The 25256-nt window shown below is 46.4% G+C and carries 25 protein-coding genes; 9 read left to right on the top strand and 16 right to left on the bottom strand.

Features of this window, described 5'->3' with window-relative positions; translation table 11 throughout:
- Positions 1–130 precede the first annotated feature (130 nt).
- The 3 genes from glpK to D3D03_RS00325 all read right to left on the bottom strand — a co-directional run bounded on the left by glpK (position 131) and on the right by D3D03_RS00325 (position 3234).
- Positions 131–1621 carry a glycerol kinase GlpK gene (gene glpK, locus D3D03_RS00335; protein ID WP_026833731.1) on the bottom strand — a complete coding sequence of 497 codons (1491 nt, stop codon included), beginning with the start codon at positions 1619–1621 and terminating at the stop codon, positions 131–133.
- Positions 1622–1655: 34 nt separating this feature from the next.
- On the bottom strand, positions 1656–2480 hold the full coding sequence (locus D3D03_RS00330) for an MIP/aquaporin family protein (RefSeq protein ID WP_119922430.1): 825 nt from the start codon (positions 2478–2480) through the stop codon (positions 1656–1658).
- Positions 2481–2670: 190 nt separating this feature from the next.
- A complete protein-coding gene (locus D3D03_RS00325; protein WP_026833733.1) occupies positions 2671–3234 on the bottom strand; it encodes a glycerol-3-phosphate responsive antiterminator in 564 nt (187 codons plus the stop codon).
- A gap of 169 nt (positions 3235–3403) precedes the next feature.
- On the opposite strand from D3D03_RS00325, the gene D3D03_RS00320 reads away from it, so the two are divergent.
- The gene (locus D3D03_RS00320) at positions 3404–4030 is read left to right on the top strand and encodes a YczE/YyaS/YitT family protein (RefSeq protein WP_028106851.1); all 627 of its coding nucleotides are present in this window, start codon (positions 3404–3406) and stop codon (positions 4028–4030) included.
- Positions 4031–4081: 51 nt separating this feature from the next.
- Here D3D03_RS00320 and D3D03_RS00315 read toward each other — a convergent pair whose 3' ends face one another.
- Positions 4082–4825 carry an ABC transporter permease gene (locus D3D03_RS00315; protein ID WP_119922429.1) on the bottom strand — a complete coding sequence of 248 codons (744 nt, stop codon included), beginning with the start codon at positions 4823–4825 and terminating at the stop codon, positions 4082–4084.
- Positions 4803–5720 carry an ABC transporter ATP-binding protein gene (locus tag D3D03_RS00310; RefSeq protein WP_026833736.1) on the bottom strand — a complete coding sequence of 306 codons (918 nt, stop codon included), beginning with the start codon at positions 5718–5720 and terminating at the stop codon, positions 4803–4805. The genes D3D03_RS00315 and D3D03_RS00310 overlap by 23 nt, the downstream gene beginning before the upstream one ends.
- Positions 5721–5918: 198 nt before the next feature.
- Between D3D03_RS00310 and D3D03_RS00305 the strand changes: the two genes are divergently transcribed.
- Together D3D03_RS00305 and D3D03_RS00300 are read left to right on the top strand one after the other, a co-directional pair.
- Positions 5919–7565, top strand: coding sequence for a sensor domain-containing diguanylate cyclase (locus D3D03_RS00305; RefSeq protein WP_119922428.1), 1647 nt, complete (start codon positions 5919–5921; stop codon positions 7563–7565).
- A gap of 40 nt (positions 7566–7605) precedes the next feature.
- A complete protein-coding gene (locus D3D03_RS00300; protein ID WP_119922427.1) occupies positions 7606–9066 on the top strand; it encodes a glycoside hydrolase family 32 protein in 1461 nt (486 codons plus the stop codon).
- A 77-nt stretch (positions 9067–9143) separates the two neighbouring features.
- On the opposite strand, the gene D3D03_RS00295 is transcribed toward D3D03_RS00300, so the two are convergent.
- Positions 9144–9638, bottom strand: coding sequence for a GNAT family N-acetyltransferase (locus D3D03_RS00295; RefSeq protein WP_119923074.1), 495 nt, complete (start codon positions 9636–9638; stop codon positions 9144–9146).
- A gap of 224 nt (positions 9639–9862) precedes the next feature.
- Between D3D03_RS00295 and D3D03_RS00290 the strand changes: the two genes are divergently transcribed.
- Positions 9863–12037, top strand: coding sequence for an ATP-dependent helicase (locus tag D3D03_RS00290; RefSeq protein WP_119922426.1), 2175 nt, complete (start codon positions 9863–9865; stop codon positions 12035–12037).
- A gap of 74 nt (positions 12038–12111) precedes the next feature.
- Here D3D03_RS00290 and mscL read toward each other — a convergent pair whose 3' ends face one another.
- The 7 genes from mscL to D3D03_RS00255 all read right to left on the bottom strand — a co-directional run bounded on the left by mscL (position 12112) and on the right by D3D03_RS00255 (position 18936).
- Positions 12112–12501, bottom strand: coding sequence for a large-conductance mechanosensitive channel protein MscL (mscL, locus tag D3D03_RS00285; RefSeq protein WP_119922425.1), 390 nt, complete (start codon positions 12499–12501; stop codon positions 12112–12114).
- A 20-nt stretch (positions 12502–12521) separates the two neighbouring features.
- Positions 12522–13415, bottom strand: coding sequence for a Cof-type HAD-IIB family hydrolase (locus D3D03_RS00280; RefSeq protein ID WP_233550605.1), 894 nt, complete (start codon positions 13413–13415; stop codon positions 12522–12524).
- Positions 13416–13506: 91 nt separating this feature from the next.
- Complete coding sequence (gene cls / locus D3D03_RS00275; RefSeq protein ID WP_119922424.1) at positions 13507–14967, bottom strand: cardiolipin synthase; 1461 nt, start codon at positions 14965–14967, stop codon at positions 13507–13509.
- A 139-nt stretch (positions 14968–15106) separates the two neighbouring features.
- Positions 15107–16525, bottom strand: a complete 1419-nt coding sequence (gene hemG, locus D3D03_RS00270) for a protoporphyrinogen oxidase (RefSeq protein ID WP_119922423.1) — start codon at positions 16523–16525, stop codon at positions 15107–15109.
- A complete protein-coding gene (gene hemH / locus D3D03_RS00265) occupies positions 16515–17447 on the bottom strand; it encodes a ferrochelatase (RefSeq protein WP_119922422.1) in 933 nt (310 codons plus the stop codon). Before hemH ends, hemG begins: the two co-directional genes overlap by 11 nt.
- Complete coding sequence (hemE, locus tag D3D03_RS00260; RefSeq protein ID WP_026833744.1) at positions 17444–18490, bottom strand: uroporphyrinogen decarboxylase; 1047 nt, start codon at positions 18488–18490, stop codon at positions 17444–17446. The genes hemH and hemE overlap by 4 nt, the downstream gene beginning before the upstream one ends.
- A gap of 143 nt (positions 18491–18633) precedes the next feature.
- Positions 18634–18936: a MerR family transcriptional regulator gene (locus D3D03_RS00255; protein ID WP_012369603.1), complete on the bottom strand. Its 303-nt coding sequence runs from the start codon at positions 18934–18936 to the stop codon at positions 18634–18636.
- A gap of 117 nt (positions 18937–19053) precedes the next feature.
- Here D3D03_RS00255 and D3D03_RS00250 point away from each other — a divergent pair, with 117 nt between their 5' ends.
- Positions 19054–20352 (top strand): ammonium transporter, encoded by a 1299-nt coding sequence (locus D3D03_RS00250; RefSeq protein WP_028106859.1) that lies wholly within the window; start codon positions 19054–19056, stop codon positions 20350–20352.
- A gap of 67 nt (positions 20353–20419) precedes the next feature.
- Here D3D03_RS00250 and D3D03_RS00245 read toward each other — a convergent pair whose 3' ends face one another.
- Complete coding sequence (locus D3D03_RS00245) at positions 20420–21559, bottom strand: ABC transporter permease (protein ID WP_119922421.1); 1140 nt, start codon at positions 21557–21559, stop codon at positions 20420–20422.
- Positions 21556–22296 (bottom strand): ABC transporter ATP-binding protein, encoded by a 741-nt coding sequence (locus D3D03_RS00240; RefSeq protein ID WP_119922420.1) that lies wholly within the window; start codon positions 22294–22296, stop codon positions 21556–21558. Before D3D03_RS00240 ends, D3D03_RS00245 begins: the two co-directional genes overlap by 4 nt.
- 330 nt (positions 22297–22626) lie before the next feature.
- On the opposite strand from D3D03_RS00240, the gene D3D03_RS00235 reads away from it, so the two are divergent.
- Genes D3D03_RS00235 through D3D03_RS00225 form a run of 3 tightly spaced genes read left to right on the top strand, consistent with a single transcriptional unit; the run spans position 22627 to position 23464 of the window.
- Complete coding sequence (locus tag D3D03_RS00235; RefSeq protein WP_119922419.1) at positions 22627–22878, top strand: GlsB/YeaQ/YmgE family stress response membrane protein; 252 nt, start codon at positions 22627–22629, stop codon at positions 22876–22878.
- 51 nt (positions 22879–22929) lie between these two features.
- Positions 22930–23181, top strand: a complete 252-nt coding sequence (locus D3D03_RS00230) for a GlsB/YeaQ/YmgE family stress response membrane protein (protein ID WP_026833749.1) — start codon at positions 22930–22932, stop codon at positions 23179–23181.
- A gap of 31 nt (positions 23182–23212) precedes the next feature.
- Complete coding sequence (locus D3D03_RS00225; protein ID WP_026833750.1) at positions 23213–23464, top strand: GlsB/YeaQ/YmgE family stress response membrane protein; 252 nt, start codon at positions 23213–23215, stop codon at positions 23462–23464.
- A 75-nt stretch (positions 23465–23539) separates the two neighbouring features.
- Here D3D03_RS00225 and D3D03_RS00220 read toward each other — a convergent pair whose 3' ends face one another.
- On the bottom strand, positions 23540–24604 hold the full coding sequence (locus D3D03_RS00220) for a TcaA second domain-containing protein (protein ID WP_119922418.1): 1065 nt from the start codon (positions 24602–24604) through the stop codon (positions 23540–23542).
- Positions 24605–24735: 131 nt separating this feature from the next.
- On the opposite strand from D3D03_RS00220, the gene D3D03_RS00215 reads away from it, so the two are divergent.
- Complete coding sequence (locus tag D3D03_RS00215) at positions 24736–25161, top strand: HIT family protein (protein WP_119922417.1); 426 nt, start codon at positions 24736–24738, stop codon at positions 25159–25161.
- Positions 25162–25256: the final 95 nt, after the last annotated feature.

Below are 25256 nucleotides of genomic sequence, written 5' to 3'. Positions count from 1 at the left end.
TAGTTCCTCCTGTTTGGGTTCGAAAAAAAAGAGACCACAACAAACAGGCTGACGGTGTCAACTGTTGCTGTGGTCTCTCCATATTCTCCGACCGGTTTATTAACTTGTCCTTACTATAACATATCTCACATTACTTGAACAACATTGCGGCCTGTACCGCTTTTTTCCATCCGCCGTAGAGTGCTTCACTCTCTTGTTCGGCCATGTCCATCTCAAAACGGCGATCCATCTGCCACTGCGCCGCAATCTGTTCTTGATTTTCAAAGAAGCCGACAGCAAGACCTGCAAGGTAAGCCGCTCCGAGCGCTGTCGTCTCATTGATTTCCGGACGTTCGACCGGCGCTTGAATGATATCACTTTGGAATTGCATGAGGAAATCATTTTTGACCGCACCACCGTCGACACGTAAAGCAGACATCTCGATTCCAGAATCCTGTTCCATCGCTGTCAAGACATCACGTGTCTGATAAGCGAGAGATTCAAGTGTCGCTCGAATGAAGTGCTCTTTTTCGGTTCCGCGCGTCAGACCAAAGACCGCTCCACGGACATCCGAATCCCAGTACGGTGTACCGAGACCAACGAATGCCGGTACGACATACACACCATCCGAAGATGTCACACGCTTCGCGTAGGCTTCTGTTTCTTTCGCATCGTTGATGAGACGAAGACCGTCGCGTAACCATTGAATCGCTGAACCGGCAACAAAGATACTGCCTTCGAGGGCGTATTGGACTTTCCCGTCGATTCCCCAAGCGATGGTCGTCAATAATCCGTGTTCAGACGTCACGGCTTTGTCGCCCGTATTGAGCAACATGAAACAACCTGTTCCATACGTGTTTTTGGCCATACCTTGCTCGAAACACGCTTGTCCGAATAAAGCCGCCTGCTGATCGCCTGCTGCGCCTGCGATTGGCACAGATTCACCGAAGAAATGATACCCGGCTGTGTGCGCATACACTTCAGACGATGGACGGACTTCCGGAAGCATCGCTTTCGGGACGTCGAGGATGTCCAACAATTCGTCGTCCCATTTTAGTTCATGAATGTTATACATTAACGTCCGGCTGGCATTGGAGTAGTCTGTGACGTGGGCTTTCCCACCTGACAGCTTCCAGATCAACCACGTGTCAATCGTTCCAAAAAGAAGTTCCCCGCGTTCAGCTCGCTCACGTGAACCTTCGACGTGATCAAGGATCCATTTAACTTTCGTACCGGAGAAATACGCATCGATCAACAATCCCGTTTTCGAACGGAACAGCTCTGCATGCCCGGCTTGTCGCAACTCTTCACAAATTTCAGCGGTTTGTCTCGATTGCCAGACAACTGCATTATGAATCGGTTTTCCTGTCTCTTTCTCCCAGACGACAGCCGTTTCACGTTGGTTTGTGATTCCGATCCCAGCGATTTGTGTCGCCTTGACGTTTGCTTCCGTTAAACACGTCGCAACTACAGCAAGGACACTGCCCCAAATCTCATTGGCGTTGTGTTCGACCCAACCCGGTTTTGGAAAATACTGCGTAAACTCACGTTGTGCCGAATGAACGATTTCCCCGGAGCGATTGAATAAAATCGCCCGTGTACTGGTTGTTCCTTGATCTAGTGACAAAATGTAGTTCTCCATCTCTTCCCCATCCTTTGTATCTAGTAAGTTAAGCTTAAGCTGACTTCGACTTCACTGACGTTGATTTGTTCGGACGAACACCGAACTTATAGCATAAACCTAATATGACAATCGTCACAAGTCCGACGACCACAAATGCCGGTGTATCTTTTCCGGAGAAGACCGAACGGTAAAACAATCCGCCAAGACTTCCGCCAAGGACCGGACCAAGAACCGGAATCCAAGCGTAACGCCAATTAGATGATCCTTTTCCAGCAATCGGTAAGAGGAAATGGGCAATCCGTGGACCAAGGTCACGCGCCGGATTCATCGCATATCCTGTCGTACCGCCAAATGACATCCCAAGACTGACAATCAAGAAACCGACGATCAATGGATTTAAACCGTCCGAAAACGTATTGGCACCAATCGATAAAATCCCGACAACAAGTAAAAATGTCGCAATCAATTCACTCATCACGTTCGCAAACGTATGCGGAATCGCTGGTGAAGTCGCAAAGACGCCCAGTTTCGCCGCTGGATCTTTTGTTTCCGCCCAGTGCGGTAAGTAATGTACAAAGACAATGCTCGCTCCTACAATACCGCCTAGCACTTGCGCGATCACATATCCTGGTACATCTCCCCAGGCAAATGATCCGTCAAAGGCAAGTCCAAGCGTAACGGCCGGGTTAAGATGCGCCCCACTGAACTGTCCGACTGCATACACGGATAAAGCGACCGCAAATCCCCAAGCAAAGGTAATGACGATCCATCCTGCATCTTTCGCATAGGATTTAGATAACGTCACACCTGCTCCAACGCCGTTACCGAGTGCAACAAGCAGTGCTGTTCCTAAAAATTCTGCTAGTACTGGTGACATATGTTCTTCCCCCTTTGTATGTGAAAAAAGCAACAAAAAAAGAGATTCGCGCCTCGGCTTTTTGAATGATCTCAAAAAGCATGAAAGCGTGAATCTCCGATTTCTCCGTCACTTCGTATCAACTTGTTTTCACTATAACAATCGATGAAAACGCTGTCAAACGATTTATGTGATTTTTATCATAGCGTTTTCATTTGTTTGGTTCAAAGTATTTCCATAACTCTTTATTGGACGTCGTGATACTTGAGGCGCCTGCTGCGATTGCTTGCTCCACTTCCTCGACCGTATCAATCAAACCACCGGCAAACACCAATTTCCCGGTTTTTCGTTTGACCTCTTCGATATACTTCGGCATCAGTCCGGGTAAGACTTCGATGTAGTCGGGTTGGGTTCGCTCCATCAAATGGTAACTTTTTTCTAACGAACTCGAATCGAGCAAGAACATCCGTTGCATCGTCTTGACTTTTTTTTGACGCGCCTTCAGGATGACGCTCGCTTTCGTCGAAATGACACCGTACGGCTTCAGTTCTTGACAGACGTATTCCGTCGCGAATTCATCATTTTTTAACCCTTGAACTAAATCCATGTGCAAAAACATTTTTTTATCATAACGGTGAGCCAATTCATACACCGCCTTGAGCCGGGACACATGCATTTCTAGTAATACCCCGTACTCATACGGACTTTTCAGCATTTTCTCAAAGTCTTCTAACTTTCTGACAGACGGCAAAATCTTTTGACCAAAGTACGTCATCTTTTGTCCCCATTTCTTTGATTTGTTCTTAGTATGTCGTTTTTCCACCCGGTTTCGCAATTGTTCTTTTCATGAAAACAAATGAAAGGAACAACTAAAATAGGGTATAGCTTAACGATACAGCTTTGAAATGGAGGTGAGACGTACAGGTCCAGGACCTGTGCCTCGTATGACTCAACAAAAACGCATCATCATTTATTTATTTTCGATTTTGATCAACGCCCTCGGAAACAGCTTTATGGTCACCGCTGCAATCGGCAGTGCGCCATGGACATCCGCCAGTGAGGCGTTGGCCCGCATCTCCCCTTTAACCGTCGGACTCGCCATCGTCGCCTTACATGTCTTGGCACTCGGGAGTGCACTACTCCTTGGCAGTCGGTTTAGCTGGTGGACGATTCTCCTGAGTTTTTCACTCGTCGTTCTGTTTGGTACGGCGATTGATTTCTTTTTATCGATCCACCAACTGCTCTATATCCCGGAAACACTTTGGACACGGCTTCTCTATATGGCAATCGGCATGCCGTTGATTTCACTCGGCTTGGCACTCTACTTACAGATCGGGTTCGTATTGATGCCGCCCGATTACTTGATGAAGTCCCTGATCAGCCGGTTTAAAAGCACATCCATCGGAGCGACCGTCAGCCTGGCGATTCCCTTTCTGATTGCGAGTATTTTGTCGCTCGTTGAACGGGAACTGATCGGAATCGGTGTCGGAACGTTCGTGTTCTTATTGCTGAACGGTCCGCTGATTGAATTTTTCCAAAAAACATTTCCGATTTCCCGTCGTGTCAGATGACGGAAAAAAATCCTGTCTCCGCCGTGGGTTCACGATGGAGACAGGATTTTTTTAAAGATACGATTTTTTTTGGAAGATCAGAATTGAGCCGCCGAATAAAACTAAGATGTGCGCCAGGACGAAGATGACGGAAAACGTCAATGTCGTCCCCATTGTTTCTGCCACACCAAATTCTGCAGCATTCTGGAAATACATCGACCAGTCCAAATGCATGAAGACAATCCATTTTGCGATTTCCGGCTTGAACGCCAGCAACAGGCTCCCGACAATCGAAGTAAAGAACTGGGCAAGAACGGTAAACCCGATGATCATTCCGACTGAGCGGAAGACAAGCGAGAAGAACAACGTCATGAAAATCGTGAAGATCGGATTGACGAGTGCCAAGACCGTGTCGCGCAACTGGAGGGATTCACCCGCTTCAGAAAATGCGAACGAGGCAGCATACGTAATCAAGGCGATAAAGATAAATTGACCGAGCATGATCAAAATCGAAAACAGTAATTTCGAGAAGTAAATCGTCATCCGCGAATACGGACTCATCAGCAGATGTTTCATCGTATCATAGCGGACCTCATTCCCGACCGTCTCCGCCGTGAAGACGATCGTGATGATACCGAGCAACCCAAACAGAACTGCTGAAACCATTGTGTAATATGAACTTTGAGTCAAATCAAAATCATTTGTTTTCGCGATAATCACGATTCCAATGGCGATGACGGCGTATAATGCCAATACGATTTTCGATTTTTTCATCGTCCACCATTTCATCCATTCATTTTGTATGAGCGAAAGCATGTGAATCCCCCTCTTTTTTCGTCACTTGTAAGAATTGTTCTTCGAGTGTCAGACGCTTGACTGTCAGTTCATGCAAATCAGCAATCGGCACGACTAACCGGGCAATCGCCGGTGTGTCACTTTCAGGTGCCGTAATGACGATACTGTCATTCCAGCGTTCTGCCGGGTAATTCGCGACCCGCAACGCCTCGATGACGTCCAGGATATTCGTTTCCGGAACACGGATCAAGATTTTGGCCCCTGTTTCGTTTCGGACGGATTCGACCGATTTGATGACACCTTGATCGATGATGGCGTAACGGTCGCTGATCTGTTCCATCTCACCTAACATGTGGCTGGAGATCAAAATGGCGATATCCTGTTCCCGCGCCATTTTCCGGAGGTATTCACGCAGTTCCGCGATGCCTGCCGGATCAAGACCATTCGTCGGCTCATCCAGAATCAGAACACGCGGGTTATGTAACAAAGCCCGTGCAATCCCGAGTCGTTGTTTCATTCCTAGTGAGTATTCACCGACTTTTTTAGACAACTTTCCTTCCAGTCCAACGAGTTGCGCCAGTGCCTCGTAATCGACCTGAGCCAAACCCGGTATCAGGTTTTTTGCCTGGACGAGGTTTTGTTTTCCTGTCATGTACGGATAAAATGCTGGATTTTCGACGATTGCCCCAATCTGTGTCAAGGCTTTGGACCGCTCTTGCACGACGTCAAACCCGTTAACTGTGACCGTTCCTGCGTCCTGTTCCAGCAGTCCGGTGATGATCCGGATCGTCGTCGTCTTCCCGGCCCCGTTCGGTCCTAGAAATCCAAAAACTTCTCCCGGTGACACTTCAAAACTGACATCCTTTAAGATTTGTTCTTTGCCCAGACGTTTTGAGATATTTTCAATTTTCAGCATCCTGTTTCCTCCTCTTGCTGTTCTTCTTGTTCTAGTGTACGTGATTCAAACTAAAAAAGTTCCGATTCTTACAATTATGTAATCCGTTTCCAATTCAAGCTTTTTATGTTTTGATTAAACTCAAAACCAACAGCAGGTCATATGGTAAAATAATGAGGAAGATCCTACCTACCTCATTTTTGAATTGGAGTTTACTACATGCAGAAGTTGTCTATTCGTTTTGATGTTTTACTGGCTTTACTGATTGCGGTTCTCTTTTTTATCATGACACTCTGTTTAACCTTTCTTATCAGCCATCTGGCGACGGATCGTTTAAAGAAGGAAGTCGGGATGACTTTATCCGCCACGGCTTATCAATTGTCCGATAAACTGGATCATTACATGTGGTCGCGCACAGCTGAAGTCAACGTCTTGCGGACGCTGCCGACGATTCAAGAACAGCGTGATCTCAATGCGACACGTGATACCCTCGAACAACTGCAAAAACAAATTCCCGACTTTTCTTGGATTGGTGTGATCGGTCCCGACGGTCAGGTACTTGCTTCAACCGGGAAAATCTTAGAAGGGCAATCGATCAAAGAACGACCTGTTTTTCAAGAAGCCCAAGACAAACCGTTCATCGGTGACGTCCATGATGCCGTTTTACTCGCAAAACTGCTTCCGAATCCGAGTGGTGAACCGTTACAATTCGTTGATATCAGTACTCCCTTGGTTTCAAACGGCAAGAAAAGTGGTGTCCTTGCGACTCACCTCAGCTTTGAATGGGCCAAGGAAATCGAACAAAGTTTCCAGAGTTCAACGGCTCAAATCAAAGATGTTGAGTTTTTTATCGTCAGCCAACAAAGCCGGACCGTCTTGCTAGGCCCAGCACAGTGGCGCGGTAAAACCTTACCTGCCGCCTGGTTATCCGGGAAACAGACGGGATATCGCGTCTCGACATGGGGGGACGGAGAAGAATACCTCACCGGTTCGACACAAAGTAAAGGCTATAAAAATTATGATGGACTTGGCTGGACCATCCTCGTCCGCCAACCGAGTCACGTCGCTTTTTCAGATGCCAGTGCCTTGAGAGACTACATTTTAATTGCGGGTTTGATCGCTTCTCTTGTCACCGCAGTCATCGGCTGGTTTGTCGCAAAGTTATTGACGCGTCCTTTAAAACAAATTACTCAAGCTGCGAAAGAAATGCAACGGGATCCGTCCAAATCGATTCCGTCCCACACAGGTATTCGGGAAATTGAAGTCTTGTCTGTCGCCCTGCGTCAGTTGACGGCAAAACTTACTCATACCGAACAGGAGAAAACGACATACGAGTCACTCGCCTTGCATGATGCTTTGACCGGATTGCCGAATCGAAACGGTTTATCCGACTATCTAGAGGAATTGACCGTTAGAAATCATACCCAAACGTACTTGTATCTGGATCTCGACGGATTTAAAGCCGTCAATGACCAGTACGGTCATGCGATGGGTGATCTTTTATTAATTGAAGTCGCTGATCGTCTTCGAAGTTCCTTACACCACAAAGGCATCACAGCACGGCTCGGGGGCGATGAATTTTTGATCGTCCTTAATGACCCTCTCTCCATCGAAGACGTGGAACAGTATGCGACAGGCATCATTCATTCACTCTCCACGCCTTATCTCTTACATCAACAAGTCCTGTACATCGGGGCAAGTATCGGGATTTCCGTCCGTTCGCCTGAAGAATCGATGGAACAAGCCATGCACCATGCGGATATCGCCTTATATGACTCAAAAAAACAGGGCAAAGGACGCTTGACCTTTTACCGTTCCGAATTGCCATTGACAAGACAGAACGTTCTCCGTAATGTGAACGAATAGAAGAACAACACCCAACTACTTACAACGAGGAGCTGACAGCATGAATCAGTGGACACGCGAAGCACGTTACCGCCCGCTTTCCGATCTCGCACCGGAAGTGTATCAACTCATGAAGGAAGAAGTCCGGACATCGCCTTGGCGTTTTTCTTTCCACATCCAACCACCGACCGGTTTGTTAAATGATCCAAACGGTTTTGTTTATCATAACGGCACGTATCATCTCTTTTATCAATGGTTCCCTCTTGGACCCGTTCACGGGTTAAAGTATTGGTACCATATGACATCAAAAGATTTAGTGCATTGGTTTGATGAAGGAGCCGCATTGATTCCGAACGATGATCCGGATTCACACGGTGCCTACTCCGGAAGTGGTTTCATCAAAAATGACCAAGTTCATATCATGTACACCGGGAATAAACGGGATGCGGATTGGAATCGGCATACGAGTCAAATCGTCGGACACCTTCGTTCGGATGGTCGGATTGAAAAACATCTGCCACCGGCGATTCCGACTGTTCCAGACGGCTATACGGAACATTTCCGGGATCCAAAAGTATTTCAACATCAGGATGTGTGGTACTGCATCATCGGTGCTCAGCGTACTGATTTGACAGGTTGTACGGTCGTGTACCGATCGGAAGACGCCGAACACTGGACATGGATCGGCGAGCTGGATACGCGTTATGACCAGTTTGGTTACATGTGGGAGTGTCCCGACTACTTTGAACTGGACGGAAAAGGCGTATTGTTGTTCAGTCCGCAAGGGATTGAACAACAGGGAGACCGTTATCAAAACATCTTCCAGTCCGGTTACTTGATTGGTGATCCTCTTAATCTTCCGGATGTCACGTTCCATCACGAGGATTTCGTCGAACTGGACTTTGGGTTTGACTTTTATGCGCCGCAGACGACACTTGCCGCAGACGGTCGCCGGATCCTCGTTGGCTGGATGGGGTTACCGGACATTGCTTATCCGAGTGACCGGTTCAACTGGGCACATGGCTTAACGTTGCCGCGCGAACTGACACTCGAAAATCAGCAATTGCGTCAAAAACCGGTACAGGAATTGACCGCGTTACGAAAAGAAACGCTGTACGCGCAAGAGCTGACACTCGAACAGCACATCATGCCGGCACAGGCTGAGACGTTCGAACTGGAACTGTCGCACTTACAGCTGTCATCCGATCAATTGGAATTAAAGGTTCGCGCCAGTGACCAAGAAGAAACGATTCTCCGCTACGAAGCAGAGACGAAGCGGTTTACAATTGATCGGTCAAAGTCCGGAGCAGAAGTTCCGGCGGTCGAATTTGGTACGGACCGTTCCATCATGTTGGCTGAACCGTTGCACACGTTACGTCTGTTCGTCGATCGATCCTCCATCGAAGTGTTCCTAAACGACGGGGAAGCGGTTGCCTCATCCCGTATCTTCCCGAAATCGACCAGTCAGGGCATCGTTTTGACAGGTGATGCGACGGCACTCCTCGCCATCTATACGCTTTGAGCTAAAGTACGATGCGTGGTCTGCTCATAAAAAAAGCACAATTCCTCACAGTTGCTGAACTGAGGAATGTGCTTTTTTTACTGTGGTGTCGTTTCTTTTTGTAAATCAAATGCTAAAATGTGTTGTTCTCCGATGGGTCCCATGACAGATTGTAACGTGTCCACATAACCGGTTTTGAAGTATAAAGATTTCGCTGCGATATTTTTTTTATTAACGGCCAGTGTAATCGCCGTCACTTCCGGAAAGTGTGCCTGCACAAAAGCCGGTAACTGCATCATCGCTTCTTTCGCATATCCTTGTTTTTGGTGCCGGGCGTCAATCGAAAAGGCACGCAACAGCACACTGCGTTCATCTGTCCGGTGTGTCTTCGGAGGGTTGAGATGGAGGATAAAAAATCCAACGACCTCCAAACCTTTTTTGATGACGACAGGAAACTTATCCGGATTTTCCAACGCTTCTGACACGACCTCTGTCGGGAATGTCGTGAACTGGATCTGCTCCTCTGGAAGAATAAAAGCATCACACTGTTCATAATGTTCGTTGGTGTACATAAATAAATTCACTTGTGACATATCTTTTCCGCCTTCCATTCAGTGAAGAGACCACGCCTCTCTCCTTACATCTATTTCCATTTTACACGTTTACGATGTGTTAGCCAACTCTCGTTGATCTTCAGTCAGTGGTTTTATCTTTACTTATATTCCACTTCTTTTGTAGACTTAATCAATTGTCGGACTGAAAATGCTAAACTAAGAAAAGAAAATTGAGTTTATAGAGGTAAGAGGTGAACGGAACAATGTCCCCAGACTTTTTTGAACGAATGGAGATCGAAACTGGGACCAAATTAAATGCTGTACAACGTCAAGCGATCGAGCATGATCAAGGTCCCCTTTTATTACTTGCTTCCCCCGGTTCCGGGAAAACGACAACATTAAACTTTAAAATTGCCTATTTGATTCTTGAAAAAAAAGTGAATCCGCGGGCAATTCTTGGACTGACGTTCAGTAAAGCCGCTGCGCATGAGATGGCAGAACGTTTTCACGATTGGTTCCATCATCTGATTGGAACAACGGCTTCCTTTTCGACGATTCATAGTTTTGCGTTCCAAGTCGTTCGTGACTATGCGGCAGTGAACCGGCTCCACTATACAATCATCGAAGGAACCATCGAAAAGTCGGCTTCTCACCGTCCTGAACAACCATTGCACAAACGAATGGTGTTGCGCCGGATTTTCCAAGAAATCAATCGAAGTGTCATTACGGAAGACCAGATGGATGAACTCCTTCGGATGATTTCTTTTGTCAAAAACCGGTTGCTGCTGCCAAAGGATATCGAAACTTTAAAAACGACGATCAAACATTTCCCTGAGATTTATTCGGCGTATGAACAATTTAAATTAAGGGATCCCCTCCACCCTTTGATGGACTTTGATGATATGTTGACGTATGCCAATACGATCCTTGCAGAAAATCCCGAGTTACTCGCTTCTTATCAACGTCGCTTCGAGTATATTTTGACGGACGAAAGTCAGGATACGTCCCTTGTCCAACATCAACTCGTGGAAAAGCTGGCATTGCCCCATAATAATCTCTGTGTCGTCGCCGATGATGATCAGACGCTCTACAGTTGGCGTGGTGCAGATGTCTCGAAGATCATTCATTTTAAAGATACGTATCCGGACGCGACGGTGTTGTACATGGAACAGAACTACCGGTCTTCCCGAGAAATCGTCGAGACGGCCAACCGGTTCATTCAACGGAACAAAGTCCGTCATCCGAAAAAAATGTTTACGGAAAATCCATCTTCTCGTCCGATCGTCGTCGAGACATTACCGGCTTACGAGGACCAGACACGGTACGTCATTCGTCAGCTGCAGGACGAGACGAATTTTCAAGAAGTCGCTGTTTTATATCGCAACAACTCGTCTTCCATCAATATCATGAATGCACTCGACTTAGCCGGAATCCCGTTTTACATCAAGGATGTGGACCATAAATTCTTTAGCCATTGGGTCTTAAAGGATGTCTTACACTTCATCGAGCTCGCCAATGATCCTTCGGATGTCGATATTTTGGCACAGATTCATACGAAGTTTGCCGGCTACATCTCGAAAGTCCAGTTACAACGTCTGTATGAATTGCGTAACGGGGACAATGTATTTGATTTATTGATTCAGCATGTCGACATGAAGTTTTATCAAAAAAAGCAGTTAAAAACGATTAAATCGGTTTTTGCTGCCATGCAGACAGCCCGTCCTTCCGCTGCTTTGGCACTGATTCGAAATGAGCTCGGGTATGAAAAAAATCTTAAAAAAATGAGTGACAGCCTTGGGTTTAGTATTGATTTTTTACTGGAGATGCTCAATACGATTGAAAATGTCGCCAGTGACCTTCCAACTTCCCTTGCTTTTAAAGAACGGATTTTGCATCTTGAACAGTTGATGCGTCAAGCGAAGTCCAATAAACATCAAAATGCCGTGACGCTGTCGACCTTTCACAGCGCCAAAGGTCTTGAATTCAACCGTGTCTTCATGATCGATTTAATCAATGGCGTGTTGCCGTCTTCTGACAACATCAAGTCTTATAAGGACGGACAATTGGAAGAGATGGAGGAAGCGGTTCGTCTGTTTTATGTCGGAATGACGCGGGCACGGTATGAACTTCACCTGCTTTCTTACCGATACAAGTCAAAGCCGGTTGAAGAATCTCTTTTCCTCGGAAATATCCGGCATATTCTCAATCCGAGTCAGACGGTCAAAAAGGAAATCCGTTATGCGCAACGTTCAACGGAACAAGCATCTGTTCCACTTCTGCCAGTCGAAAAAAACATGCGGATCCGCCATAAATCCTTTGGCGACGGAACGATTATTCATTTGATGGACGATGTCCTCGAGATTCAGTTTGACAAAGGCATCGACAAACAACTCTCACTACAAGTCTGTTCGGAAAATCATCTGCTGACCATTCTTTAAAAAAAGGCTCACCCTTTCCCGGTAAATGTACTTCCGGGAAAGGGTGAGCCTTTTGTGTTGTGTCTTGTATCCGATTACTCGACCCGTCCATCGTTTTGACGAACGAGGGCATCACGGATTTCCGTGAGTAATTTTTCTTCCGTTGTCGGAACCACCACTTCCTCCGGTGTCTCCTCTTTTCGTCGAAACGCATTGATGCCTTTGACAAACAGGAACAATGCAAAGGCAATCAGGATGAATTCGATGCTTGCCTGCAAGAACTGACCGTACAATAAGTTAGCGTTACCGACCGTGACGGATAACTCCTTGACGTTAATCCCGCCGATGATGATGCCGATCAACGGCATGAAGATACTGTCGACCAAGGATTTAATGATCCCGCTGAAGGCTGCCCCTAAGATGACACCGACCGCCAAATCAATTACATTCCCGCGAAACGCAAACTCCTTAAACGCTTTGAACAATGAAACTTACCCCTCTCTTGTTACGTCCATGCCCGATCGGCCAATTGACGAATCGCATATCCGACCCCATGTTCGTCGTTGGTTTTCGTCACTTGATGCGCAATCGCTTTTGCATCTTCATGTCCATTTCCCATCGCTATCGCCATTCCGGCGACTTTGAACATCGGAACATCGTTTAAGTTGTCTCCGATGACAGCGACCTCTTCGATTGACACGCCCAGGTGCTTCGCCAGTGTTTTGACGGCTGTTCCCTTGTCTGCTCCAAGTGCCATGACTTCGATGTTGTCATGACCGGATGATGTCACATAAATCCCGTCCACTTTTTGTTCGATTTCTTCCCAAATCTTCTTCATCAAGTCCTGATCAAACGAGAAGGAGATGAACTTAAAGACTTGTCCGGCTTGGTTACGAATGAATGAGCGGAATCCATCAATCATCTTGACGTCTTCATTGACGTAATAACGATTGTGGAAAAAGTCGAGTACATCCTTCGCCCGGTCGCTTTCCTGACTCATTTCCTTGAGCGAATCATAGGCGGCGTCAATCGTTGATCCTTGTGCCGTGACGAGACCTTGGTCACAAAACATCTCAAAAAATACTTCGTATTGGCTGATGATGCCATAAATCTGCTGGGCTTGCTCCGATGTCAACGTCGTCGCACTTAACTCTTCCCCGTCGACGGTCAAAACGCGTGCACCGTTCGATGCAATAATCGGACACGTGATGCCTGCCTGATCCGTCAATTCTTTTGCATTTAAGTAATTTCGTCCTGTTGCAATCGCAAAATCAATGCCCTGTTCTTTTGCCGCTTCAATCGCCGCAATCGTTTCCGGTTCTATTTTCTGTTTGCTGGATAATACGGTACCATCCATGTCTGAGATCAATAATTTGATTGCTTTTGCCAAAACGTTCACTCTCCTTTGTCTTTTTCAGTTCCACTATACCATTTCTCTTCTCAGTTTCCTGTTATCATCCTTGTTCCTTTACCAAATCCTCCTTCTTCCTTTACAAAATCGGGGACAAGAGTCTTGAAATGCTCTCTTTGAATTTAATCATCCGGGAGCGCTCTGCATATTTTTCCGCCGTCAACCGCTCACAGACCAGACAATCTTCTTCAAACAGCTGTGCTAATTCAGAGGCGACATGCGGATCGTAAACAACCGAATTCATCTCAAAATTTAATCTGAAACTGCGGGCATCGATGTTAGTCGTTCCGACCGAGGCGATTGCTTGATCGACGACAATCGTTTTTGCGTGTAAAAATCCGGGTTCATACGTGTAGATCTTTGCCCCGTAATCAATCAGTTCTCCAACTGCCGCTGTCGTCGCCCAGTAGACAAACGGATGATCCGGTTTATTCGGGATCATGATTCTCAGTTCTACCCCTGATAATAATGCCATCTTGCAGGCATCCATGTAGCTCGCGTCCGGGATGAAATAAGGCGATTGGATATAAACGGATTGTCTGGCTGACGAAATCATCTTGATCAACATATTTTTTAAATGCTCTGTTTTCGAGTTCGGTCCGGATGTTACGATTTGCATCGGCAAGGTCTGTTCGACCGAATGTGTGCCGTAATGGAAAAATTCTTTGGCCGTGTAACTGTCACTCGCCTGATTCCAGTCGAGAATGAAACGATCCAGCTGGTCGTGCACGACTTCTCCCTCTAACCGGAAATGCGTATCCCGCCAGTACCCAAACTTATCATCAATCCCGAGGTATTCAGTCCCGACATTAAATCCTCCGATGTAGCCGATTCTTCCGTCGATGATACACGACTTCCGGTGATTCCGATTGTTGAGCCGAAAGTTGATCAAACCAATCGTCGGTGGAAAAAAGGCAAACACTTCCCCGTCATGAAGCAACAGCTCTTTGAAATCTTTTCGTCCTAAATCCCGTGAACCGACGGCATCATAAAGTAACCGGACTTTTATCCCTTCTTGCGCCTTTTTTGTCAGTGCTGCGATCAACGCCTGTCCCAACGAATCTTTTTGAATGATGTAGTACTGGGTGTTGATTTCGTATTTCGCGTTTAAGATATCGGTCAGCATTCGATTAAATTTTTGTTCCCCATCCGATAAAATCACGACCTCATTTTTAAAACTGAGTAACGCGTCGTTTGACATCAAATTCATTCGGATCAACTGGTCATACCGTACGACAGCAGGATGACGCATCTGTGTCTGCGGATGATTCAGCTCTTCAAGTTGTAATGCCACACGCCGTGCCTGTTCTTGTTTTTCCTTCTCTTCGACATGGTAGAAGTCCGTTTTTTTCAAGAGACGTCCGAAAAATAAGTAGATGAGAAATCCAATGAGCGGCACAAAATACAGAATCAAGACCCAGGCCCACGTTGCACCGATATCGCGCCGTTCTAAAAAGATGACGGTGACGACGGCCAACAGATTCATGATAATCAAGCCATACGCCAAAATGACGAGAAACGTGCTTAAAATCTCAAGCAAAGCAATCCCCTCCTTCGTGTCTGTCAGGACTTTTCCCCAATGTATAAGCTATTCCTTATTTTTGTAGAGATTGAAACAAAAAAGTGTACGAAACATCAGAACAATCCTGATGTTCGTACACTTTATGAAAACATGAAAGTCAGTTGATCGACTCGCCCGCATGGGATTCTTCCAATTCAATCGACTCAATCATCGTTTTTGCACTTGCCACACAGTCCGGCAATCCTACTCCATCGTAGGCAAGGCCTGCGAGGTAGATTCCCGGATACTGTGCCAAAACTTCATCCCGGACACGTTGGATGCGCTCGGCATGTCCCACGGTATAAGCAGGAAGACCATCGACCAACCGGCTGATGATGACCTGTTTCGGTTCTAATGTCCGACCACAGATTTTTTCTAAATCCTGCAGCACGGCTTGACGCAATACATCGTCCGACTCATGAACAAGATGGTCATTACCCGGTCGACCGACAAACGCACGGAGGACCGTATGATCCGGTGCCGAATGATTCCACTTTTGGTCAATCGCCGTACAGGCCGTGATTGAGTACGGTGCCCGGCGATTGACGACAAACCCCGTTCCTTCAATCGGTAAAGATTCTTGTTGATCAAAAATCATCGTCACCGTCGCTGTTGAATGCGTCGTCAACTGCTCGAGTTCCGGTAGATGTGCATCCGGCAGTAAGCGAACGACTTGAGGATGCGGAATCGTCAAGAGAACGTAATCGGCATATTCCGGACCATGGTCCGTTTTCAACCGATACCGACCTGCTTCGCGTGAAATTTCAAGCAACGGCGTTTCGAGACGGACTTCCGAGCGTTCCAACATTTCCTCCAACCGTTCGATCAACGATTCAAGTCCTGTCGTTAACGACAGGAATTGTCCCGTTGCCTTGATCGTTGTTTGCGGACCTTGCGGCGATTGATCGAGCGGACGCATCAAGCGCATCCCTTCAAACAACGAACCCGCTTTCTGTTCGTTGGCAACGAATTGTGGATAGGTTGCAAATGTACTCATTTGATCAATGTTTCCAGCGTAAATCCCTGACAACAATGGTTCAATCAGTTTTTCGACCAACGCATCACCGAGTCTTGGACGTAAATACTCACCGAGTGGAATATCATGTTCCGGAATCTTTAACTGATCGGACGGATGCAACAACAAGTCCGCAACTTCTTGTTTTTCCTGCTCCGTCAGCAACGTTGTTTCTCGAAAGACATCCAAATCCGTCGGAATCCCCATCACTGCTCCTTTCGGAATCGGATGGAGCCCCCCTTGGTCAAGAATGAAGGCTTGGGACGTATTGTTTCGGACCAGCTGTTCGCCGAGCCCGATTGCTTCAATCAAATCCGTCAAGATATGCTTTCGCGCGACGTAAGAATCCGGTCCACGTTCAATCGTAAAACCATCTTCTCGATAGGTGGCGACTTTACCGCCAAGACGCTCTCCAGCTTCAAGCACTGTGATATTTAAATCGGGAAAGGCACGTTCTGCGTAATAGGCAGCGGCAAGACCAGTGATACCACCGCCGACGATGACGAGACGTTTACTTGACATAACTACCGACCTGTTTTGAAACAGCCTCTGTCACAGCTTTCATGAAGGCCGGATCTGCATTCGGCATGATTGGACGCGCGTAATGAATTCCGAGCTCGTCACAGACGACTTTACATTCGTAGTCATTGTCAAACAAAACTTCCAGATGATCGGCGACGAATCCGACCGGTACATAGACAAACGCTTCATAGCCTTTTTCTTCATAGACGTCACGCGTCAAATCTTGAACGTCCGGTCCAAGCCACGGCTCTGGTGTTTGTCCGGCTGATTGCCAACCCGTGATCATGTGTTTGACACCGGCACGAGCTGCGATCAAGTCTGCTGTTTCTTTTAATTGTTCCGGGTACGGATCACCGTTTGCAATGATTTTTTCCGGCAGGCTGTGTGCGGAGACGACCAAAACAGCCTTCTCTTCAGGAACCGGCAACGCATCAAATGTTTTACGGATTTCGGTTCCCCACCAGTCGATGAACGCTTCTTCTTTGTACCATGACTCAACAGAAGCCAAATGAATTCCGTGTTTGTCTGCCACTTCTTTTGCACGTCCATTATATGAACGGATACTGAACGTTGAATAGTGCGGTGCCAGTACGACTGTGACGGCTTCCGTAATCCCGTCTTTCGCCATCTGTTCGACAGCATCCTCGACGAATGGTTCGATGTGCTTCAATCCTAAATACAATTTGAATTCGATTTCGCCAGCATATTTTTCTGTCAGTTGGCGGTGTAGTTCTTCCGCTTGATCAATCGTGACTTGCGCAAGTGGTGAAACTCCGCCGATGGCTTCATACCGTTCTGTCAGTTCAGCCAATGCTTCTGGAGACGGTTTGCGTCCGCGGCGAATGTGTGTATAATATCGCTCAATGTCTTCCGGTTTGTAGGGCGTACCATACGCCATGACAAGTAATCCTAGTGTTTTCATTTCGCTACCTCCATTTTTTCTTTCGAGTAATCATGGATATATGCAGTGAGACGTTTTAAGACTTCCGGATCCACTTCCGGGAAAATCCCATGTCCTAAGTTAAAGATGAAGCCTGGACGTTTCATTCCCATATCAAGAATCTCTTTCGTTTTCGCTTCGAGAATCTCCCATGGTGCAAGCAAATAAGATGGATCGAGATTGCCTTGTAACGTTTTGGTCAGTCCACGCTTACGGGCTTCGTCAACCGACAGGCGCCAATCGAGTCCGACGACGTCCAACGGCAGGTCGTGCCACTCTTCTGCCAAATGACTTGCTCCAACACCGAACATGATCATCGGGACACCTGTCTCTTTCAACTCTTTAAAGATTCGTTCCATCGTCGGTTTGATGTAGAGGACATAATCGTTCCGGCTTGTTGTTCCGACCCACGAGTCAAAGATTTGGAAGGCTTGAATGCCTGCATCGACTTGTGCCTTGATATAATCGATGACCATATCTCCGAGTTTCTCCATTAAAGCATGCCATACGTCAGGATGACCATACATCAATGCTTTTGTTTTGTGGTACCCTTTTGACGGTCCACCTTCGATCATATAACTGGCCAGCGTAAACGGTGCACCCGAGAAGCCGATTAATGGCACATCGAGTCGTTCCCGTAACAGTCCGATCGTTTCAAAAATGTACGGGATATCCTCTTTCTTGAACGGTTGAAGGGCTTGTACGTCGTCCATTGTCCGAATCGGATTCGCAATGACGGGACCAATGCCACTTTTGATTTCCACGTCAACTCCCATTGAAGGTAACGGCGTCATGATGTCCTTGTACAGAATCGCTGCGTCGACCCCTAGTTGTTTGACCGGTAGCTCCGTGACATAGGCGCATAATTCTGGATCGTGTGTAATCTCGAATAACGTCCGTGTCTTCTTGATTTCACGATACTCCGCTTGATACCGACCTGCTTGTCGCATATACCAGACCGGTACATGGCTTACCTCTTCGCCACGAATGGCGCGCAAAAATGTATCATTAAACTTCTTCATCATAACTACCCCTTTATACTCGTTCTAACGCCCCAAAATAACGCACGATAAGTTTGTGAACACAGAAACATTATATCTGAAATTCAGAACCGTGTGCCAATAAATCGTTTACAAAATTACAGTTCTGTTACCCGTTCATCAAATGTTCACCGTTTCTTATATAGACCAAACGCAGCATTCAGCTGTCCACGAATCAAATCAGAACGTTGTTGTTCGGTTACTTTACGTTCTTTTTCACGAATCTCATGCGTCCGCCAGCCGTCTTCGATCTTTTCCGCGACTTCGACTAACCGTTCGATGTCTGTAAACGAGTATTTTCTGGTCTTCCCGTTCGTCCGTTCCGGAAAAATCAACTTCCGTTCTTCATAGTAACGAATCTGCCGTTCCGATAAACCGGTCAATTCACAGACAATACCAATCGTCATCACCTTTTTCTCCCGGTAATTCATCTTCGTCACTCCTTTCCTTCAAAATACCATGTCAGATTTTCTGACACAAGACGTTTCTTGGAAAGGATTTCCGTCTAAAGTAAACACATACTTTAAATTGATAAAGGAGGAACGATGATGAATTTAGAAGAGATGTTAATTTCGGTCGATACGTTTTATGTCTTATTCGCTACTTTATTGGTCTTTACGATGCAAATCGGGTTCTTATTACTCGAGACGGGGATGTTACGCGCTAAGAACGCAGGCCATGTCGCCGTCAAACAATTGATCAGTTTCTCCGTCGCCGCGCTCGCTTTTTGGGCAATCGGTTTCGGATTGACGTTCGGAGACGGACCCGGCTTGATTGGAACAGAAGGATTTTTCCTCCAAGGTGGTTTTTCGAGCCTCGACTGGTCCAACGTGACAATTGATGTCAAGTTCCTGTTCCAATTGTCCTTTGTTGCCGTATCCCTTGCCATCGCCTGGGGTGGTTTTGCGGAACGTGCCAAATTGTCTGTCTACCTGTTGTTCGGAACATTTTTCGTCGCCATCATCTATCCGATCATTGCCCGTTCTGTTTGGGCAGGCGGTTTCCTCGGTTCGCTCGGTATGCAGGATTTCGCCGGATCGACCGTTGTCCACTTACAAGGCGGAATCGCCGCTCTCGTCGCTGCTTTAATCTTGAAAAAACGGATCGGAGCAGAAAAAACTCCTTTACTTGGTCATAACGTCATCTACTCTGTTGTTGGCGCCTTCATCCTTTGGTTATGTTGGTTCGGATTCAATGCCGGATCGACGCTGACGATCGCTGACGGATTCTTCAGCTATGTTGCTTTAACGACATTGCTTGCGACGGCTGCCGGAGCACTCGGTGCGCTTGCCATTTCCTTCTGGCATCGCCGGGTCGCGGACATTCCGTCGATCATCAACGGGGTCTTGGCTGCGCTTGTCGCCATCACTGCTGCCTGTGCCTTCGTTGAACCATGGGGAGCCGTCGTGATTGGTTTCCTGGCCGGTATCATCACATACGGCACAAGCATCCTGCTCGCCCGCCGTGTCGACGATCCGTTGTGCGCCTTTTCCGTCCATGGTGTTGCCGGGATTTGGGGAACACTCGCCACTGGATTCTTCGCTTCACCCCGCCTTGTTGAAATCACAGGAATCGGTCAAGCGGGATTATTTTATGGCGGTGGATTCACACAACTTGGTGTTCAAACACTGGGTGTCGTCTTTGCAGTCGTCGTCGTCAGCGTATTGAGTTACGTCTTCCTCAAGTTACTTGATGTGACGATTGGTCTCCGGATCACACGCGAAGATGAGTTGCGTGGACTTGATGTCGCGGAACACGGTCAAGCTTCTTATGATCTCCCAGCCCCTGTCAGCAAAGAGTTGCGGACCTCTTATGAAGACGAAGAAACAACTGAAAAAGTAAATTAATCTTGTCAAATACCCCCCGTTCACCTTTTCGTGAACGGGGGGTATTTTTGTTCAATAAGAACGCATTTTATTTTTTTCGTGCATAGTATTCGCCGATGACAAGTGCTGCGATTGCTCCGACAAACACCGTCGCAAAACCACTGAGGATAAACCCTGCCAGTGATAAGATTACCAATTGGAGGAACGATGCCAACCGGAGGACTTTTCGCTTCGATGCGGTCGCGTCTCCGAACGGCAACAGTCGTGTTAAGAGATGCGAGTCAATCGCCCGCGTGAAAGGAGCGAGTTGAAAACTGGTCAGCCCGCCAAATGCCGGGACGGCCAGCGTGACAAGCCATGCATTGTCCTTACCAAGCCACATGAAGAGGACTCCGATTAACGTCAGACGGACGATCAATCCAATGCCATCCGTGCTTCTGATGAATTGTTTCAGATAGAGGTAATCAAAGGTGCGTTTGTGGTCGAATCCAATTTTTTCAACCAGATGGCTCAACAGACGCCGGCGTTTGTAGGTCGTCGACAGCCGGGGCACATCAACAAACCAATTGGCGATGCGATAAAAACGGTCCCGTGATTCTTGTTCAAGTGAAATCCAGTCCATCAGCGGCAACTGATCCTGTTTTTTTAAGTAAATCGTCAGCAGTAATAAACTCGTCACAACGATGCTGAACAGACCCATTCCAAGCATGACAAGAACACCGGCTCCTGTTGCGTACAAGAGCACAATCCGATGACCGACTCCTTCAAGCTTCGATAAATTTGCTGCCGCTCCAACCATGCTTAATGCAGCAAACAGCACAAACAATTCGACCGGTGTCGTATCTTCCGTTCGCACATATAAAACAGACACTGCCAAAAAAGGAATGATTGCCCGAATCAATCCATAAAAGGCATTGTAGACCCGAACACGTTTCATATAATTCGCAAGATCCGGCAAGACTGGAAGCAAAAATACTTGATCCGCTTCGACTAAAAATGTCCGGGTTGATCGATAAAAAGCCAGCAATATAAACAAACTGCCCATCACAAGATTTCCAGGGAAGTCGGGATTCAGTTGATCCAGAAATCGACCGTACACGACAAGTCCGTATAAAACGACGAAATAAACCGTAAACAATAATCCGCCGTTCGCCATGTAACGGGTATACTTCGTCATTTCTGCCATGGCAGTCTGGTAACGGGTTCTCCATAAAACAGAACTCGTCATCTTTCCGCCTCCTCAATCGCCGCTACGTAGATGTCATCGAGTGAACCGTCCGACAATTCGTACCGTTGACGGAGTTCTTGCGTCGTTCCTTCCGCGGCAATCTGCCCCTCATGCAACAAGATGAATCGATTACAATGCCGTTCCGCCGTCTCGAGGATATGCGTCGACATCAAGATTCCTTTTCCGTCCGCTTTCAGTTCACTAAAAATCGTCAACAGCTCACGGATGGCGAGCGGATCGAGTCCGACAAACGGCTCGTCGACGATTAACAGTTCACTGCCTGTAATCAACGCACAGAGAATCATCGCTTTTTGTTTCATCCCTTTTGAGAACACGCTTGGAAACCATTCCAGTTGTTTCGTCATTCGAAGTCGGGCTGCATAGTGCTCGATTCGTTCTTGTGCCTGTTTTTCCTCAACCGCATAGCCTTGCGCCATTAAACGCAAGTGTTCACGCAAGGTCAATTGTTCATATAACATCGGCTGTTCCGGAATGTAGGCTACTTGTTTACGATACATTTGTTCATCCTGCTCTAAACTGACTCCGTTAATCAAAATCTCACCTGATTTGACGGGCAACAGACCCAAGATGTGTTTAATCGTCGTCGACTTTCCGGCACCATTTAAACCGATTAGCCCCACCAATTCCCCTTGGTTTACCGATATATTAATATGATGGAGGACTTTTTTGGAACCATACCCGCCTGATAAACCATTTATTTTTAATAACACGCTGATGCACTCCCTTCATTAACTATCCTAGACAATTCATTCTGACTTTTCTAGTTTGAGTCATTTTTTTATTAAGAAAAGGTTTGAATACATCTTTTTACGGTAATTACTCTAAGTGTAATCGTTACATCAATATATGAAAACGGCTTACAGAATTTGAAAGTAGCATTTTAAATACGAGTTTCTTCAGGAGGTAACTGGTATAATCATCTAGCCATTTTACGTTCGATAATTTATCTCGCTGATTGGAACGACTATTTAAGGGCTTTAATCTTTCAATGTGTTTACAACTACCTGAAAACAGGTAAATCTAAAGTAAGAAAAGGAGTGTTCCAAATGGGATTCTTATGGGCTTTAATCGTCGGTGGATTAATCGGTTGGGTAGCTAGTCTCATCATCGGGAAAGACGTACCAGGCGGCATCATCGGTAACATCATCGCAGGTTTCGTCGGAGCAATGATCGGTCAAGCAATCTTCGGTACAATGGGACCTGTTGTTGGTGGATTCGCAATTATTCCAGCTATCTTAGGTGCAATCATCTTAATCTTCATCGTGTCGTTGATTCTTCGTTCAGTACGTCGTAAATAATTTACTGGAATAGTAATTTGTACGTAAAACTTTTAAAAGGAGTGTTTTTAAATGGGATTCTTATGGGCTTTAATCGTCGGTGGATTAATTGGATGGGTAGCTAGTCTCATCATCGGAAAAGACGTACCAGGCGGTATCATCGGTAACATCGTTGCAGGTTTCGTCGGAGCAATGATCGGTCAAGCAATCTTCGGTACAATGGGACCTGTTGTTGGTGGATTCGCAATCATTCCAGCTATCCTAGGTGCAATCATCTTAATCTTCATCGTTTCGTTGATTCTTCGTTCAGTACGCCGTAAATAATAGAACTATTAAATTTAAAGGAGTGTTTTAAATGGGATTCTTATGGGCTTTAATCGTTGGTGGTATTATTGGTTGGTTAGCAAGTCTTATTCTCGGTAAAGATGTACCAGGCGGTATCATCGGTAACATCATCGCAGGTTTCGTCGGTTCAATGATCGGTCAAGCATTGTTTGGAAGCTGGGGACCATCAGTAGCCGGTTTTGCAATCGTACCAGCTATCCTTGGTGCAATCATCTTAATCTTAATCGTTTCGTTTATCCTTCGTGCGGTCAACAAACGATAATTCTATCTATTACAAAAACCACTAAAGACATCACGTCTTTAGTGGTTTTTTTATGTGACACGTAATTCTTCTTCCTCACCGTATTTCAAGCCACATCTTCCCTGATCGTTCGATGACCCGTTTCTCTGATTTAATGTTCAGCCATCCGAGCAACTCGTCAAAAAAGCTTGCCGGGTACTTCCAGACGATGCCGATCGTTTCTGTTGATTTAGATTCCGGTTTTCCGGCTACGGCTTCCAGTTCGGATGCTGTTTTGTTCAAATCGATTAAGAGACTTTCGACTTCCTGATTCTCGTATGCCACTTCAAATCCGTCATATACTGCTCTATTGGCGATCCGGTTGGTTGGAGGACCAAATGTTTTTTCGAATTCAGATTGACTTTGACCAATATAATCCGTCATCTGCCCCACACTTTTCCCTGTTCTCGCCTTTACTTCCGCCTCCAGTAATTTTTCGATATCGACACCGTACTGTTCCTTTTGATCCGGTGCCACTTGCTCCGCCAGTTCAAACGATACTGTGCTCTTTTTTTGATCACCTAGCTGAACGGTTTCACTTGCTCGTCCGGTCTTTCCATTGGCTTCAACACGTGCAGACACGTCATACTCACCCGGAAAACGTTCAACCTTGAATGAAGCGTCCGGATCGGCTTGACCGACCGGCGCATCGTCCACTTGAATCATCGTTGCTTCCGTATCTGTCTTTACTTCTAATGTCTGTTTATTTAAATGAAGGACATAGGTGTCAAACCAGAATCGGCCATCTTGTTTTTTCAGTTCGAATATATCTTGTCGTGCCGCTTCCGTTTTTTTCGGATAATTGCGTTGATCCGACTCGATTTCAGAGATTGTACGTTCAAGTCGCTCCGAATCCGCTTTAAACCAGCTCATCAGACGGTTCGTCTCCGCAAGTTTTAACGGTTGATTGTTCAAATAAACCAATTTACGGAACGTTTCTCGATCCTGCTCCTGCAGCGCTTTGCGGAAAACTTGTCCCGTGTCTTGTCGTTCCGCAGCAGGCTTAATTTGACTCCAGGCAACCCAGCCGATGATTAGAACAAGTCCTAAGATACCGATAATAAGTCCAATTCGCTGATTCCGCTTTTTCTTTTTTTCATAGTTCGTGATGCGAGAAGGCATCTTCGTTTCCCCTACTTTCTTTTTTTACAGGTTTCTTTTAGTTTAGAAACCCTTCATATCCTTGTCAATCGCCCGCAAGACTGATTCAGTCTAGTATACTGAAGGAACATCCAATTAAAGGAGTGATTCGCTTGCAAAAAGAAAACTGTATTTTCTGTAAGATTGCCAAACATGAGGTACCGAGCCATGTAGTATTTGAAAATGAACAGGTCTTGGCTTTTCTCGACTTGTCGCAAGTAACAAAGGGGCATACGCTCGTCATCCCGAAACAACACGCAGATAATGTCTACGATTTATCGGTTGAAGATGCTCAAGCTGTGTTTGCGACCATTCCGGAGATCAGCCGTGCCTTACAGCAGGAAACCGGCGCAGCCGGGATGAATATTCTGTCGAATACAGGCAAAGTGGCCGGACAATCCGTCTCCCACTTCCACCTTCATCTCATCCCACGCCACGATAAACATGACGGATTTGGCGCGAAATGGGAAGTGCACAATGAAGACTACACGGCTGATGAACTGGCCGCTGTCGCCGAAGCCGTCAAAAACCGTCTTTAACGGCTCCTAAATACACGAATTACTGACTCATTTTAGAAATATTGCCGAAATAGGTTTCTAATATCGGATTTTCGGTAAAATAATATGAAACAAAT

The sequence above is a fragment of the Exiguobacterium sp. RIT452 genome (assembly GCF_003598705.1).
GTDB lineage: Bacteria > Bacillota > Bacilli > Exiguobacteriales > Exiguobacteriaceae > Exiguobacterium_A > Exiguobacterium_A undae.
This window is presented reverse-complemented; position numbering and strand designations above follow the sequence as displayed.